Origin of the sequence: Bacillus sp. TL12 (assembly GCF_022625245.1) — a bacterium.
Taxonomy (GTDB): domain Bacteria; phylum Bacillota; class Bacilli; order Bacillales; family Bacillaceae_G; genus Bacillus_A.
Window position 1 is genome coordinate 177040 of record NZ_JAJJBY010000006.1, and the last position, 15043, is coordinate 192082.

Annotated in this window: 17 protein-coding genes, 3 pseudogenes and 1 riboswitch; of the genes and pseudogenes, 17 read left to right on the forward strand and 3 right to left on the reverse strand. The window is 35.0% G+C overall.

All coding sequences use genetic code 11. The annotated features are described in order from the left end of the window. The first annotated feature begins 92 nt into the window (after window positions 1–92). The 3 genes from LOK41_RS08360 to LOK41_RS08370 all read left to right on the forward strand — a co-directional run bounded on the left by LOK41_RS08360 (window position 93) and on the right by LOK41_RS08370 (window position 2812). Window positions 93–1787 (forward strand): M3 family oligoendopeptidase, encoded by a 1695-nt coding sequence (locus tag LOK41_RS08360; RefSeq protein ID WP_241816059.1) that lies wholly within the window; start codon window positions 93–95, stop codon window positions 1785–1787. Window positions 1788–1925: 138 nt separating this feature from the next. Continuing rightward, window positions 1926–2459, forward strand: coding sequence for a DinB family protein (locus LOK41_RS08365; protein ID WP_241816060.1), 534 nt, complete (start codon window positions 1926–1928; stop codon window positions 2457–2459). A 236-nt stretch (window positions 2460–2695) separates the two neighbouring features. After that, window positions 2696–2812, forward strand: coding sequence for a DUF6254 family protein (locus LOK41_RS08370; protein ID WP_000018497.1), 117 nt, complete (start codon window positions 2696–2698; stop codon window positions 2810–2812). 11 nt (window positions 2813–2823) lie between these two features. Here LOK41_RS08370 and LOK41_RS08375 read toward each other — a convergent pair whose 3' ends face one another. Beyond that, on the reverse strand, window positions 2824–4032 hold the full coding sequence (locus LOK41_RS08375; RefSeq protein WP_241816091.1) for an ATP-binding protein: 1209 nt from the start codon (window positions 4030–4032) through the stop codon (window positions 2824–2826). 233 nt (window positions 4033–4265) lie between these two features. Then, window positions 4266–4309, forward strand: a riboswitch (PreQ1 riboswitch). A 93-nt stretch (window positions 4310–4402) separates the two neighbouring features. Here LOK41_RS08375 and queC point away from each other — a divergent pair. From queC to queF, 4 genes are read left to right on the forward strand one after another with little or no spacing between them, the layout of a single operon-like run. Then, window positions 4403–5065: a 7-cyano-7-deazaguanine synthase QueC gene (gene queC / locus LOK41_RS08380; protein WP_174099476.1), complete on the forward strand. Its 663-nt coding sequence runs from the start codon at window positions 4403–4405 to the stop codon at window positions 5063–5065. Continuing rightward, window positions 5065–5559, forward strand: coding sequence for a 6-carboxytetrahydropterin synthase QueD (gene queD, locus LOK41_RS08385; protein ID WP_098359797.1), 495 nt, complete (start codon window positions 5065–5067; stop codon window positions 5557–5559). Before queC ends, queD begins: the two co-directional genes overlap by 1 nt. Beyond that, complete coding sequence (queE, locus tag LOK41_RS08390) at window positions 5552–6268, forward strand: 7-carboxy-7-deazaguanine synthase QueE (RefSeq protein ID WP_241816061.1); 717 nt, start codon at window positions 5552–5554, stop codon at window positions 6266–6268. Before queD ends, queE begins: the two co-directional genes overlap by 8 nt. A gap of 39 nt (window positions 6269–6307) precedes the next feature. Then, window positions 6308–6805 carry a preQ(1) synthase gene (gene queF, locus LOK41_RS08395; protein WP_241816062.1) on the forward strand — a complete coding sequence of 166 codons (498 nt, stop codon included), beginning with the start codon at window positions 6308–6310 and terminating at the stop codon, window positions 6803–6805. A 48-nt stretch (window positions 6806–6853) separates the two neighbouring features. Here queF and LOK41_RS08400 read toward each other — a convergent pair whose 3' ends face one another. After that, the gene (locus LOK41_RS08400; protein WP_000683952.1) at window positions 6854–7039 is read right to left on the reverse strand and encodes a YkvS family protein; all 186 of its coding nucleotides are present in this window, start codon (window positions 7037–7039) and stop codon (window positions 6854–6856) included. A gap of 232 nt (window positions 7040–7271) precedes the next feature. On the opposite strand from LOK41_RS08400, the gene LOK41_RS08405 reads away from it, so the two are divergent. Both LOK41_RS08405 and LOK41_RS08410 read left to right on the forward strand, forming a co-directional pair. Further along, window positions 7272–7430 (forward strand): hypothetical protein, encoded by a 159-nt coding sequence (locus LOK41_RS08405; RefSeq protein ID WP_241816063.1) that lies wholly within the window; start codon window positions 7272–7274, stop codon window positions 7428–7430. 94 nt (window positions 7431–7524) lie between these two features. Next, window positions 7525–8127: a histidine phosphatase family protein gene (locus LOK41_RS08410; RefSeq protein WP_241816064.1), complete on the forward strand. Its 603-nt coding sequence runs from the start codon at window positions 7525–7527 to the stop codon at window positions 8125–8127. A 36-nt stretch (window positions 8128–8163) separates the two neighbouring features. Here the strand turns inward: LOK41_RS08410 and LOK41_RS08415 are convergent, their stop codons facing one another. Further along, complete coding sequence (locus tag LOK41_RS08415; RefSeq protein WP_241816065.1) at window positions 8164–8742, reverse strand: GNAT family N-acetyltransferase; 579 nt, start codon at window positions 8740–8742, stop codon at window positions 8164–8166. A 217-nt stretch (window positions 8743–8959) separates the two neighbouring features. Between LOK41_RS08415 and LOK41_RS08420 the strand changes: the two genes are divergently transcribed. From LOK41_RS08420 to nrdF, 8 genes and pseudogenes are all read left to right on the forward strand, one after another. Next, window positions 8960–9154, forward strand: coding sequence for an abortive phage infection protein (locus tag LOK41_RS08420; RefSeq protein ID WP_241816066.1), 195 nt, complete (start codon window positions 8960–8962; stop codon window positions 9152–9154). Window positions 9155–9182: 28 nt separating this feature from the next. Next, window positions 9183–9500 (forward strand): hypothetical protein, encoded by a 318-nt coding sequence (locus tag LOK41_RS08425; RefSeq protein WP_241816067.1) that lies wholly within the window; start codon window positions 9183–9185, stop codon window positions 9498–9500. 535 nt (window positions 9501–10035) lie between these two features. Beyond that, window positions 10036–10395: a class Ib ribonucleoside-diphosphate reductase assembly flavoprotein NrdI gene (gene nrdI, locus LOK41_RS08430; RefSeq protein ID WP_241816068.1), complete on the forward strand. Its 360-nt coding sequence runs from the start codon at window positions 10036–10038 to the stop codon at window positions 10393–10395. Then, a pseudogene (locus LOK41_RS08435) lies at window positions 10382–11080 on the forward strand (ribonucleotide reductase N-terminal alpha domain-containing protein); the annotation flags it as partial. The gene nrdI and the pseudogene LOK41_RS08435, both read left to right, overlap by 14 nt. 240 nt (window positions 11081–11320) lie before the next feature. Beyond that, window positions 11321–12112 (forward strand): HNH endonuclease, encoded by a 792-nt coding sequence (locus tag LOK41_RS08440; RefSeq protein WP_241816069.1) that lies wholly within the window; start codon window positions 11321–11323, stop codon window positions 12110–12112. A 14-nt stretch (window positions 12113–12126) separates the two neighbouring features. Beyond that, window positions 12127–12201, forward strand: a pseudogene (locus LOK41_RS29260) (hypothetical protein); the annotation flags it as partial. Between the two features lie 355 nt (window positions 12202–12556). Then, window positions 12557–13876 (forward strand): annotated as a pseudogene (locus tag LOK41_RS08445) (ribonucleoside-diphosphate reductase subunit alpha); the annotation flags it as partial. Between the two features lie 180 nt (window positions 13877–14056). After that, window positions 14057–15025 (forward strand): class 1b ribonucleoside-diphosphate reductase subunit beta, encoded by a 969-nt coding sequence (nrdF, locus tag LOK41_RS08450; RefSeq protein ID WP_174099485.1) that lies wholly within the window; start codon window positions 14057–14059, stop codon window positions 15023–15025. Window positions 15026–15043 lie beyond the last annotated feature (18 nt).

The following is a 15043-nucleotide window of genomic DNA, read 5'->3' on the forward strand; positions in this document are numbered from 1 at the left end:
CTTCTGACGAATTTTGCTGAAGAATAAAAGGAGATTCAGAAAAGGAAATGGAATTATAGTAATGGTACATATAATTGAGAGGAGGCGCATTCATGTCATTTCAGAACTATGAATATAAACGCCCGAATATAGAGGAGTTACAAGGAAAATTTACTGCAGCTTTAGAACAATTTGAGAATGCAAAGACGATAGAAGAGCAAAAACAAGTCATTGGTGTAATTAATGAAATTCGCAATGATTTTGGCACGATGGGAAATATTTGTTACATTCGCCATTCTATTGATACAACAGATGTATTTTATAAGGAAGAACAAGATTTCTTTGATGAATATTCTCCTATTGTACAAGGCTATACAACGAAATATTATAAAGCATTGATGAATTCTCCATTTCGTGAGGAGTTAGAAGCTTATTATGGGAAGCAGTTATTTGCTTTAGCAGAATGTGATGTAAAAACATATTCAGATGAAATTGTAAAAGATTTGCAATTGGAAAATAAATTATCTTCCCAATATACACAACTTTTAGCGGCTGCTAAAATTGACTTTGAAGGTGAAGAAAGAACATTATCACAGCTTGGACCTTTTATGCAACATAAGGATAGAGATATGCGTAAAAGGGCAAGTGAAGCTTATTACGGCTTTTTAGCAGAGCATGAAGAAGAGTTAGACCGTATTTACGATGACCTTGTAAAAGTAAGAACGAAAATTGCTACAACGCTTGGTTTTCAAAACTTTGTTGAACTTGGATATGCAAGAATGTACCGCACAGATTATAATGCGGAAATGGTGGCAAATTATCGTAAACAAGTATTAGATTACATCGTTCCAGTTGCAACAGAATTACGAAATAGACAAAAAGCGCGTATCGGTGTAGAAAAATTAGCTTACTATGATGAGAGCTTTGAATATGCAACAGGTAATCCGACTCCAAAAGGAGATGCAGAGTGGATTATTAATCACGGAAAGACGATGTATAAAGAATTATCAAAAGAAACCGATGAATTCTTTAATTTTATGTTAGAGAATGAATTATTAGATTTAGTTGCGAAAAAAGGAAAAGCTGGCGGCGGTTATTGTACATATATTGAAAATTATAAAGCGCCGTTTATTTTCTCAAACTTTAATGGAACATCAGGGGATATTGATGTGTTAACACATGAGGCGGGACATGCGTTTCAAGTATATGAGAGCCGCAAGTTTGAAATTCCAGAGTATAATTGGCCAACATATGAAGCGTGTGAAATTCATTCTATGAGTATGGAATTTTTCACATGGCCATGGATGAAATTGTTCTTTGAGGAAGATGCGGATAAATATTATTTCTCTCATTTAAGTTCAGCACTTCTATTTTTACCATACGGTGTATCTGTTGATGAATATCAACATTATGTATATGAAAATCCAGAAGCATCTCCAGAAGAGCGTAAAACAGCATGGCGTAATATTGAAAGAAATTACTTACCGCACCGAGATTATGAAGATAATGACTATTTAGAACGTGGTGGTTTCTGGCAACGCCAAGGCCATATTTATAGTTCTCCTTTCTATTATATTGATTATACATTGGCTCAAATTTGTGCACTGCAATTTTGGAAGCGAGCAAGAGATAATAGACAAGAAGCGTGGGAAGACTATGTGAATCTTTGCCAACAAGGAGGAAGTAAGTCTTTCCTAGATTTAGTAGAGGTAGCAAATTTAACATCCCCATTTGCTAATGGATGCGTGCAAGGGGTAATCAATGAGATTCAAGCATGGTTACATGCAGTAGATGACACAAAATTGTAAAAATGATACGTAGTTTTTACGTATTTTGTAATCGACACATTTATAAAATAATGAGATAATATAAGAAAATTCAGATTTTTAAAGAGGTGTTTCTAAACTAGAAGCGCCTCTTTTTACCAAAAAAGAGGGGGGAAAATTATGCTTCAATCTAATATGAATGTTAGTTTGGAAACTTTGCTGCAATCGTTACAATCTACAAGAAATACATTATTATCAGAAATTGAGATGTTAAATGATACGGAAGTGAATGTAAAGCCGCGCCGTGATAAATGGAGTATCATTCAAATTTTGCATCACCTGCACCTAGTTGAGCAATCTGTTACATCAGCTCTTGTGTATGCCTTGCAAAAAAAAGAAAGAAAAGTAGTACCGCTCAAAGATCTCCAACTTATCCTTGATCGAACATACAAACGAGAAGCTCCTCAACAAATGCAACCAACAGAAACATTAATGAAAAAACAACAAGGAATTCAATTACTCGAACATTCACGAGCAGAATTATTGCATACGCTGCATAGTATTATAGATGAAAGGGAATTGTTTGAAAATTCTTTGAAACACCCTGTGTTTCATGAACTCAATTTATATCAATGGATTCAATTCCTTGATTTACATGAACAGCGCCACCTTACACAGTTAAAAGAAGCAAAATATGCGATTTTGCAAAGATAAAGAAAAATTCTTATGTATATGGGAACTATACGTAATAAATAGAAGAAGCGAGTTAGTAGTTATCTCGCTTCTTTTATTTTATCCAGCTATTCGTGGGAAGTAAGCTCCTACTTGAATATTTAGAGAAAACTAAGAGAGCTAGGTGATGGAAGTTTCACTTTATATGCTGGATGGATGCATATTTTTATCTCTTATTTTGGAATAATACATAGAGAGTATATGAAGGAGTTGAAAACATGTCACATAAGAAAAAAGAGCAAGAGCGTAGTTGGAAAGCACGAAAAGAAAATCAAAAACCGCATGGGAAAGTAAAGACGTTTGCTGAACTTGTTGATGAAACAGAAAAAACGTGATGAAATCTTCATCACGTTTTTTGTATGAGTGGAAAGGTTAATAGGAAGATTGTACCAATATCCTTTTCACTTGTAATATCAATTTTTCCATCCATTGCTTTGATGACGCTGAATACGACCATCATTCCAAGCCCGGTTCCTTTCTCTTTTGTAGAATAGAATGGAGAGCCAAGGCGCTTTACTTGTTCTGTGTCCATACCGATTCCATTGTCTTTTATATACAATTGAATATGCTTATGATCAGGAACTAGTGTGAGGATAAGATTGCCACCTTTAGGCATGGCTTCAATACAGTTTTTTAGAATATTTAGCAAACATTGATTAAATTTTTGCTTTTCGCCAGTAATAAAAAAAGAGCTACTTTGTTTTATGTAATGTATGCGAATATTGGATAAATTAGCTAATGGCGTAATAAGAGATAGTGCATGAAGTAATTCATCTTCTAGTTGTAACCTTTGTTCTTTCTCAATACTTGGTTTTGCAAATGTTAAATAATCTGTGAGAACGTGATTTGCTTGTTCAATCCCATGTATAGCTATTTCTGTATATAATTTTCGATCTTTTTCAGAGCAGTCGTCAGATTGTAAAAGTTGTAAAAAACCTTTTGTTGAAGTCAATGGATTACGAATTTCATGGGAAATGGAAGCAGCCATTTCTCCAATAAGATGAAATTTCTCAGCGTTAATAAGTTCTTCCTGTAAACGAACTTGCAATCGAAGTATGTTCAATAAATAAAGAATAAGAATTGTACCTATTATTGTACATAGTTGATACGCAATAATATGAGGCAGATAGTCTTCAGAATTAGATACTTTGATAAGGAAAGCAGGAATCCAAACGAGTCCGTATGTAAGACTATATAAAATGGCAAGTACAAGTTTTACATGATTTGACCCTTTATTGAAAAATTTGTATGTAGAAAGTAAAACAATATATAAGAGAATCGAGCCAATGGCGGATGGAATGATTCCTATTCCTCCTAATAAGAAACGGTATACGTTTAATACAACTAAAATAGATCCACCGGCAATAGGCCCTCCTGTTAATGTGCCAACAATTAATACAATATGACGCATATCAAATTGAAATCCAGTATTTGTTTTTGCTGCGAAAAAAATGCAAAGTATTGTGGCAGTACTACAAAGTAATATAAATATAGTTGAATTTAGCTTAGGTGAATGCTTGCCTTTTTGATTCCAAAATAAGTGATACACTAGCATGATAACGAGAATCAATAATATGTTTAAAAAGAGATGAATGATAAAGAGTTTCAGTTTTATGCCTCCTCGCTATTCTCACATGTATAGTATTAATTAAGTACAATCATACTATTAAAATACAAGAAAATGAATCTGAATTTCGTTTAAAAAAAGAAAAATCAGAAATTTTTCCGAGAGAGAGACAGTATGTTACAATGTGTGTTGTCAATGAAAGAAGAAATTCCATGTATAACATGGGAGAGGTTCGCGAACTCCCTCTATAAAAAACTATGGAAACAACAATATCCTTAGGTATTGTTTTGTTTTTTTATTGTGACAGTTCAAGAACGTTCTTTCTTCTTATTCGTAGTAGAGAAGGAGAATGAGTGAGATGAAAAAAGAAAAAGCAGTTGTCGTTTTTAGTGGTGGACAAGATAGTACCACATGTTTATTTTGGGCGATGCAGCAGTTTGCAGAAGTGGAAGCAGTGACGTTTAATTATAATCAACGTCATAAGTTAGAAATTGATTGTGCGGCTGATATTGCGAAAGAGCTAGGAATTAAACATACAGTACTTGATATGAGCTTATTAAATCAACTTGCTCCAAATGCGTTAACAAGAACGGATATGGAGATTACACATGAAGAAGGTGAATTGCCATCGACATTTGTAGATGGACGAAATTTACTGTTCTTATCATTTGCAGCTGTGCTAGCAAAACAAGTTGGAGCACGTCATATTGTAACAGGCGTATGTGAAACAGATTTTAGCGGTTATCCTGATTGCCGTGATGTATTTGTGAAATCGTTAAACGTTACTTTAAATTTATCTATGGATTATCCTTTTGTTATTCATACACCACTTATGTGGATTGATAAAGCAGAAACATGGAAATTGTCAGATGAACTTGGCGCATTCCAGTTTGTTAGAGAAAAAACATTAACATGTTATAACGGAATCATCGGTGATGGTTGCGGTGAATGTCCAGCTTGTAAACTGCGTAAAGCAGGTTTAGATACGTATCTACAAGAACGTGAAGGAGCGAATGCATAATGGAACAGAATTTTTTTGGATTTCGCATCGTAGAAAATTTGCAAAAAATGGACAAGGACATTCAGCGTGAACAACTGAAATATCATAATAAACGAGTGATGGTAAGTAAGGAATTTACATTCGATGCAGCGCATCACCTGCACTGTTATGAAGGGAAATGTAAAAATTTACATGGTCACACATACAAAGTTGTTTTTGGAATTAGTGGATATGTGAATGAGATTGGACTTGCCATTGACTTTGGAGATATAAAAGAAATTTGGAAAAATGAAATAGAAATTTATTTAGATCATCGCTATTTAAATGAGACGTTACCAGCGATGAATACGACGGCTGAAAATATGGTCGTTTGGATTTATGAAAAGATGGAAGAAGCGCTAAAAAAAGAAAATCGTGCGAATGAATATAAAGGAGCACGTGTGGAATTTGTACGTCTATTTGAAACGCCAACAAGTTATGCGGAAGTTAGACGGGAGTGGATGATCGGTGAGTAAAATTCCCGTTCTAGAAATTTTTGGTCCTACCATTCAAGGTGAAGGAATGGTTGTTGGACAAAAGACGATGTTCATCCGTACAGCAGGTTGTGACTATAGTTGCGCATGGTGCGATTCATCCTTTACATGGGATGGATCAGCGAAAGAACAAATTCGGCAAATGACTCCAGAAGAGATATGGAGTGAACTCGTTGAAATTGGTGGTGAAAACTTTTCACATGTAACAATTTCAGGTGGGAATCCAGTATTATTGAAAAATTTAGAAGGGTTTCTGTCTTTATTAGAAGAAAAGCAAATTCGCACCGCTATTGAAACGCAAGGGAGCAAGTGGCAGGAATGGTTACTTCGTATTGATGAAGTAACGATTTCACCGAAGCCACCAAGCTCACAGATGAAAACAGATTTTAGCATGTTAGATTCTGTTATTGAAAGATTAGCTGGAAAAGATTTTAGTTTAAAAGTTGTCGTGTTTGATGATCACGATTTTGAATATGCGATAAAGGTGCATGAGCGTTATCCGCACGTACCATTTTTCCTACAAGTTGGAAATGATGATACAAAAACAGTGGATGATGCGATGCTTATTCGGAATTTATTGCAAAAATATGAATGGCTCATCGAAAAAGCTGTCCAGTGTAAAGAGATGAACGATGCAAAAGTATTACCTCAGCTCCATGCGTTAGTATGGGGGAATAAGCGAGGCGTATAAGGAACTATTATGAATTGAATTTGAAGGGATGTATAAAGAATGGCAGGAAGATTAGACGAAGATTTAAAAGATGTAACGTTACTTGGAAATCAAAATACAAAATATTTATTTGAATATAGTCCGGAAATTTTAGAGACATTTGATAATAATCATCCAAATCGTGATTATTTTGTAAAATTCAACTGTCCTGAATTTACAAGCTTATGCCCAAAAACAGGACAACCAGATTTTGCAACAATTTATATTAGTTATATTCCAGAGCAAAAAATGGTTGAGAGTAAATCATTAAAGCTATATTTATTTAGTTTCCGCAATCATGGAGATTTTCATGAAGATTGTATGAATGTGATTATGAACGACTTAATTAAATTAATGGACCCACGTTATATTGAAGTGTGGGGGAAATTTACACCACGTGGTGGTATCTCAATTGATCCATATTGTAACTATGGTCGCCCTGGCACGAAATATGAGCAGATGGCTGAATATCGTATGATGAATCACGATTTATACCCTGAAACAATTGATAATCGTTAATGAAAAAAGGATCTGTATGTAAGATACAGATCCTTTTTCTCTATTATATTATGCATGTTGATTAATAACGGTATAGTTTTTGTGATTTACAACTGTAAGAGGTTCCATATCTAGTTCTCTAAAATTCTCCATAATTGTTATATCGACAATAACGGAGTTTTTATTTACTTTTTGAACACGACCTTGCATTCCACCTTTAAATTCGATAATATCTCCAGTTTCTGCGATTTTCATAAGCAACTCTCCTTGTTACAGTTTTGCCAAAAAAGAACAAGTGCGTTCTTTTTTATTTCCCTTTATTTTGAACTATATTCCCCTGTTTGTAAATGTTTCCATGAGAAAATTTCAAAAAATAGTCATTTTTTTGTAAGATATGTATAAAATATTTTTCTGTTTTTGAAGAGAGAATAGATAAAAAAGTGCTTATATCAGTATATAGGGGTATAATAAAATAGGGGCGGTAAAAATGTTATTTGAGATTATTGGAAGCTTTATAATGATTCTTTTATTCTTATTTTCATATAAACAATTAAAAATAATTCGTAGCCATGAAACAGGGACATATTTTGATGGGTTAGATGGTGTGCATGCTTCTATCACTCATGAGAGCGGTGCGGATATGTAAGGAAGTATGACTTTCTCTTTCTCCATGGTATGATGGCAATAAGAAACAGTGCATAATAATATAGGTGATGAGCGGTGAATGGAGAGTGGAGAAGATGCGAATTTCTTTTATTCGTCACGGTCGCTTAAATAATGTTACAGAATCAATGACAGCATCATCGTTTCACGAATGGATGGAGCGATACGATTTAGAAGGCATGGAAAAAAGTGAGAACATATCAATTGAGACAATTGAAGCAATTGAATCGGCGAAGCTTATTGTAACGAGTGATCAAAAAAGTGCGGTACAGTCAGCAGCAGAATTAACAGGTTCTCTTTCTTTTATTCAAAGTGCTCTATTTCGAGAGGCGCAAGTGCCATCTAGCTTCCTTGTTCCAAAATGGGTGAAGTGTAAACCAGAAGTATGGATGTTTATCGGACGCGCATTATGGACGACTGGATATTCTAAAGATGTTGAGTCCTACCGAGAAGCAGGGGAGAGAGCGAAGCAAGCAGCTGATACGTTAATTGGTTATGCTCTTGTACATGGGCGCATTGCACTCGTAGGTCATAGTTATTTTAATACGATGATTGGAGCCGAGTTACGTGCAAGAGGTTGGTCTGGACCTCCTATCTTTCATAGAAAGCCGTGGGGGTGTACAGAATACACGTTTCATGAAGCGATGAATGGAAATATACTGAACACCAATTTAACATAAAAGCACACGATTACAATGAAGAATCGTGTGCTTTTTTTAAGAAACGAAAGCTTTTTTATAGAGTGGTTTCACTAAATGAGCATATGGCTCTCCGACAAGCATAACCGTTTTATCCTCTCGGTAGCCAAGCTTTTTATATAAAGAGAAAGCTCGCTTGTTTTCTAAATTTACAAGTAATGCAATTTTCTCATAGCCTTTTTCATAGACGTCATTTTCTGCTGCTTGAATCAATTTTGAACCGATCCCTCGTCCGCCATAGGCACTTGAAACGGATAATGTGTCAATATAGTATTCATCGAATTCAGCTTCTTTTTCTAGCGTAATAGATGAATCTTGATGAATTTTTCGTAAGTGTTTTACAATGGGAGTATCTAGTTGTTTTGCGTGACTGCCATGATAGGCGACGATGATTCCAACTGCTTCTCCATCCTGCTCTTCAACGAAACAGTTCTCAAAGCTAAGTCGATTTCCTTTTTTTGAAAACCAAGTTTCAAGCCCTGTCAAGACTTCTGTTTCGGTTTTCCCACCTGTGATTTTTTCAGCAATTTCATGCAGAGCGTTATACAATAAAGGAGCTATTGCCTTCGCATCTGTCTTTTTTGCTTTCCGAATCATATTATCCCTCCTAGTTGTCATTCTTATTGTAACATAAAATAAAGTTTCAACCAGTGATTCATCAATTTCTTACATTTTATAAGATAATCTTCCATATCGATTGGATTCGGTATGGGTGAACCGTTATGGTAGTATATGATATTTGCTGTGAATGTAAGAAATTAAACATTGTCGACTTGTGGAAGATAGGATAAAATATTGCAGAGAGGTGAAATACATGGATAAACAATTAGCAAATACAATTTTAGATCAACTGAAAAATGGAGAGATAAAAGAGTATGTTGTAACTAAGGATGTATTTTATACGTTTCGTGAGGTTGTAGTAAATCGAGAAGATTTTAAACATTTCAGTGGGAATGCACAACGCGGCGGGGAAATTATTTATACATATACAGAAACACCGCGTTCTTAATAGATCGAAGGAAAAGGAGAGGAGAATGATGGGGGAATTTAAACAAGGTATTTTACCGCATTGGGACTACATGTGGAAAGATGGTGCGGGAAATCGGCTTGTAGGAATGGTTATGTTTCCAGAGAAACACAAACGTACGAAAGAAGTTATAGAAAAATTGAAAGTAGCATATGAGCAAGAAACCCAAATTCGAGCAACTGTGAAATTTCAACATATGAATCAATATGTAGAGGGCATGGTTGTATATTTTGATGAAGAAGCGCCAGTGTTTACAATGCAAGATAAAGACGAGAATTTTCATCATTTATTTATAAAAGATATTTTACGTATTGAACATTGCGAATGAGTTTACGGTCTTTTTAAATTTCTCATCACACTACCGAATAAAGTGGTGTGCCATCATAAGTGTCCTTTTCATTATAGTGATATTTGTTATTGTGTAACAAAAAAGAAAGTATATGTATTCGATGTAATAAATGTTTCATCCATAAGAGAGAGAATGTCTTACTTGTATGATCTAAATAATGTGTAACCGGTTTCGAACAGATTACAGCTTAAAGTCTGTTCTTTTTTGTGTGATGCTGGAGAAAGAAGTTTCTCCAGCATTTATCGTTTTTTTACAAAAAATATTGGTAACATTTTTGTGAAAATGGTTAAATTCGTTGACAACTTTTTTGAAAAGCACTTTATTGACATGAGTTTTAGAATGTTGTTTCATAGTCTTTGTATTGAAAAAAACGACATGTTATGTCGAAAAGTAAAAGTTAAAAAAAGAAAGAATTTATACATATATCTTGTGTCTTGTTTTGAAACGTAATACAATATATAGAGAAATCATGAAACGACATCTAGGTATTAAAGAAAGAAGGGGAGGGTCGGAAATGTTAGTTGCATATGATTCTATGACAGGAAACGTGAAGCGTTTCATCCACAAATTAAATATGCCGGCCGTTCAAATTAATGAGAATCTAGTATTAGACGAAGATTTTGTTCTTATTACGTATACAACAGGTTTTGGAAATGTGCCAGAACGTGTTTTAGAATTTTTAGAACGCAATAATGCAAATTTAAAAGGCGTATCTGCAAGTGGCAATCGCAACTGGGGAGATATGTTCGGAGCAAGTGCAGATAAAATCTCAACCAGATACGAAGTACCTATTGTATCAAAATTCGAGTTATCTGGAACAAATAAAGATGTAGAATATTTTAAGGAAAGGGTGCGGGAGATTGCGACACATTGAACTGAATAATGAAATCACGCAAATGCAAGACGGTTTCTATCAGCTTCATAAAGATAAAGAAGCATTAGAAGTCTTTATGGAAGAAGCGAGAGCGAATACCGTTCATTTTGATAGCGTGGCAGAGCGAATTAAGTATATGAATGAACAGGATTACTATTACAACGTTCTGGACGAGTATAAGTTGGAGGAAGTAGAAGAAGTATACAACGTTGCATACGGTGAAAACTTCGAGTTCCAATCTTATATGGCAGCATCTAAGTTTTATAAAGATTACGCGTTAAAGACGGATGATCAAAAACAATACTTAGAAAGCTACGAAGATCGCGTATCAATTGTGTCATTATACTTAGGACGTGGCGATGTTAAGAAAGCAAAACAATTTGCAAGCATGATCGTAAAACAAAACTACCAACCAGCGACACCAACCTTTTTAAATGCGGGAAGAAGCAGAAGAGGAGAAATGGTGTCTTGTTTCTTGTTAGAGATGGATGATAGCTTAAATTCGATTGGATTTAATATTAATACGGCGATGCAGCTATCGAAAATTGGTGGAGGCGTGGCGCTCAACTTGAGTAAATTACGCGCACGCGGTGAGCAAATTAAAGGTATCGATAACGCAGCAAGTGGTGTTGTACCAGTTATGAAATTGCTTGAAGATTCGTTTTCGTATGCGAATCAGTTGGGTTAACTTATGGCTCAACTATAAAACCGGGTCAATTGCTGGAACGCCTGAGTATATCGAGGTAGGATACTACGAAGAAATTACGTAGCGCCCCCTAAAAATCCAAGATTGCAGGAAATCAGCAGCCGAGCTCCTAAGTCTATTAGATAGGGAGAAGGTTCAACGACCAAGTGGCTATATGGGTGACTATATAGCTCGAACCTGGCTTCTCAAATCAACCAAATTCAAAGGGTGTATCCAGTTATGGGGAGAAAAAAGAGCTTTATAACAAAAATATGTCCTATTTGTAAAAGTAATTATGAGGTTAATCAAAATAATAAAAGAGAGATGGAACGATCCAAAACGTGTGGAATATTAGAGTGTCGGAAGAAGCTTGCGCTTATTAATACAAACTATAATTTAATATGTTTTGGATGTGGAAAATCATTTGTAGGAAAAAGGATAAATCAAAAGTTTTGTAGTAAGAAATGTCAAACTAAACGATATAAATTAGTTTGTGTTATATGTGCGAGTGAATTCTATTCTGATAAAAATGTAACAAAAACATGTTCGCATAAGTGTAGATGGGCATTGAATAGAAACCAGCTTGTTGGTTTAATATGTTCTTACTGTGAAAAGTCTTTTTCCAGGCCAGCATATACTGTTAGAGATTCAAAAGTTTTTTGTTCAAAAAGTTGTAATAATAAATTTTTTGTAGAGTTAAATTACGGTACAACTAACAAGTATGGTAAAAACTGGTCAATAATAAGAGGGTACATGTTTGAGTTTTATGATTTTCGTTGTCAAAAGTGTTTAGAAAAATATGATATAAATACACTAAGATTACATCACATTATTCCATTTCGTTTTTTTGAAAGTCTTGATCAAGCAAACCTTATGATGAATTTATTGCCACTTTGTGATTCCTGTCATATTCAGGTACATCAAAAATACGATGAGTGGCTAAACAAAGAATTTGGTGAGAAGAAGATATGGTCTGAACTCTATAGCGATATAGAGAGGATAGCAGAAATGACTATCCCCCATACGTTTTAAAGGTATGGAGTAACAATATGCAAAGAAAAGGTGCCGGTGCAGTATATTTAAATATCTTCCATTGGGATATTATAGAATTTTTGGATTAATTGGTAGTCCCTCTATACAGTAATGTGTATGAGCAAACCTTGTGAACCTAGCCAATAGGGTGTCGCATTAGCGGCTAACGGTATCAGTTGAATAAGGGGAAAAGAAAAAGAACCCACGAAGAAGCTGACTAAGAGAGCCTACGGTCCATTGTATGTGGATAGCAGGTAATACCGTGCCAAGCTTGTTAGAAATGTTTTTATCAATTCTTTCAAGAAGGTGTAGAGACTATCGAACGCACGTCAATAGACGAAAGCTAGTAGAGTAGGCTGGAAATAGGCACCAGTCGAAGTGCAAGGCAACCAGTTACAGGTTGATGATATAGTCCAACCTTCATAGAAATATGAAGACAAGTTGACCAAAAAAATAAATGCCGACGAGAAGAGCCGTATTCAGTCTCTATCAATCGGTATTATCGTTCCAACTAAGTTCTTTGAGCTTGCTGAGAAAAACGAACCATTCCATGTTTTCGCACCTTACACGGTATATAAAGAGTACGGAAAACATTTAGATGATATAGATATCGATGAAATGTACGATGAACTAATGAGCAATCCAAAGGTGAAGAAGAAGCCACTTGATATTAGTGCACGTGATATGCTTATTAAAATTGCAATGATTCAGCTTGAGTCTGGTTATCCATACTTAATGTTTAAATCAAATGCGAACAAACAGCATCCATTAAAGGATATTGGAACTGTGAAGATGTCGAATCTCTGCACAGAAATCTTCCAGTTACAAGAAACATCCGAAATTAATGACTACGGCACAGATGATATTATCCGTCGTGATATTAACTGTAACTTAGGATCATTAAACATTGTAAACGTTATGGAGAATAAAGAAATTCGTGAAGCGGTTCATGCAGGAATGGAAGCTTTAACAGCTGTTTCTGATATGACTGTTATTCCAAACGCACCAACTGTGAAAAAAGCAAATGACGAGCTTCATTCAGTTGGCTTGGGTGCAATGAACTTACACGGATATTTAGCGAAAAATAAAATCGCTTATGAAAGTGCAGAAGCGAAAGAATTTGTTCGTACATTCTTTATGATGTTAAACTACTACTCCATTGAAAAGAGTATGGGAATTGCGAAAGAAAAGGGCGAAACATTTAAAGACTTCGATAAATCGGATTATGCAAACGGCACATACTTTGAAAAGTATGAGACAACAGATTACAGTCCTGTAACGGAGAAAGTACAGCAGTTATTTGAAGGAATGTATATTCCAACAAAAGAAGATTGGACGAGTCTAAAAGAAGAAGTGCAGAAGCACGGTTTATACAACTCATATAGATTGGCTATTGCTCCGACACAATCAATCAGTTACGTGCAAAATGCCACTTCAAGTGTAATGCCGATCGTAAGTCAAATCGAGTCAAGAACGTATGCAAATGCGACAACATATTATCCAATGCCATATTTATCAAAAGATACATTCTGGTATTATAAATCTTCTTACGATATGAATCAGTTTAAATTAATTGACTTAATCGCAGAAATTCAAGAGCATATTGACCAAGGAATTAGTACAATTCTGTATGTAAATAGTGATATTTCTACTCGTGAATTAGCACGTTATTACATTTATGCACATAAAAAAGGCTTGAAGAGCTTGTATTATACAAGAACTCGTAAGTTAAGCGTCGAAGAGTGCGTTGCTTGTACAGTTTGATGCAAATTATAATTCACTGATATACAAGATAAAGAGCAAGGCAGCATGAGCAGGGTTTTTCTGACCCTGCTCATGCTTAGTTATAAAATTTAAGAGTCTAACATGCGGTTAAGTTTTCATTACTAACTGAAAGCTTTACCGCATGTTAGAAGAGCTTATTGATAGAGAAGGGGCGATTCAATGCGCGCGGTAAACTGGAACAAAAAAGAAGACGATTTTAGTTTAATGTTTTGGAAGCAAAACATCGCTCAATTTTGGACAGAAGAAGAGATCGCTGTATCTTCTGACAAAAATACTTGGGTGCAATTATCAAAAGAGGAGCAAATTGCTTATAAACGTGTGCTAGGAGGATTAACACTTCTAGATACAAAACAAGGCGGCGAAGGGATGCCACTTGTACTTGTTCATCTTGAGAATTTACAAGCGAAAAGTGTACTAGCTTTCATGGGTGCTATGGAAGAAGTACATGCGAAGAGCTACAGTCATATCTTCACGACACTCGCAACAGAAGAAGAAATTGATGAAATCTTTGATTGGGTAGATAACCATCCATTACTTGAGAAAAAAGCAGGTATTATTACAGGTTACTATCGCCGTTTATTAAAGCCACAAGTAACGAAAAAAGAATTATATATGGCTATGGTAGCGAGTGTATTCTTAGAAAGTTACTTGTTCTATAGTGGATTCTTCTATCCACTATACTTAGCAGGACAAGGAAAATTGACTGCAAGTGGTGAAATTATTAACTTAATAATTCGCGACGAAAGCATTCACGGCGTATTCGTCGGTATTTTAGCACAACAAATCTTTGCAGAACTTACTGCTGAAGAGCAACAAGAAGTGCAAAAAGAAACACAAGAACTATTAATGGAACTGTATGAAATTGAAACTGCATACACAGAAGAAATTTATACATCCATTGGTCTTGTTGAAGATGTAAACCGTTTTGTTCGTTACAATGCGAATAAAGGGCTTATGAACTTAGGGTTAGAACCACGCTTTGAAGAGGAAGAGATTAACCCAATCGTATTAAACGGTTTACGTACAGATACGAAAAACCATGATTTCTTCTCTGTAAAAGGAAACGGATATGTAAAAGCAACAAATGTTGAAAAATTATCAGATGATGATTTCGTATTTGATTTTTAATAAATAAGATTGAAAAAA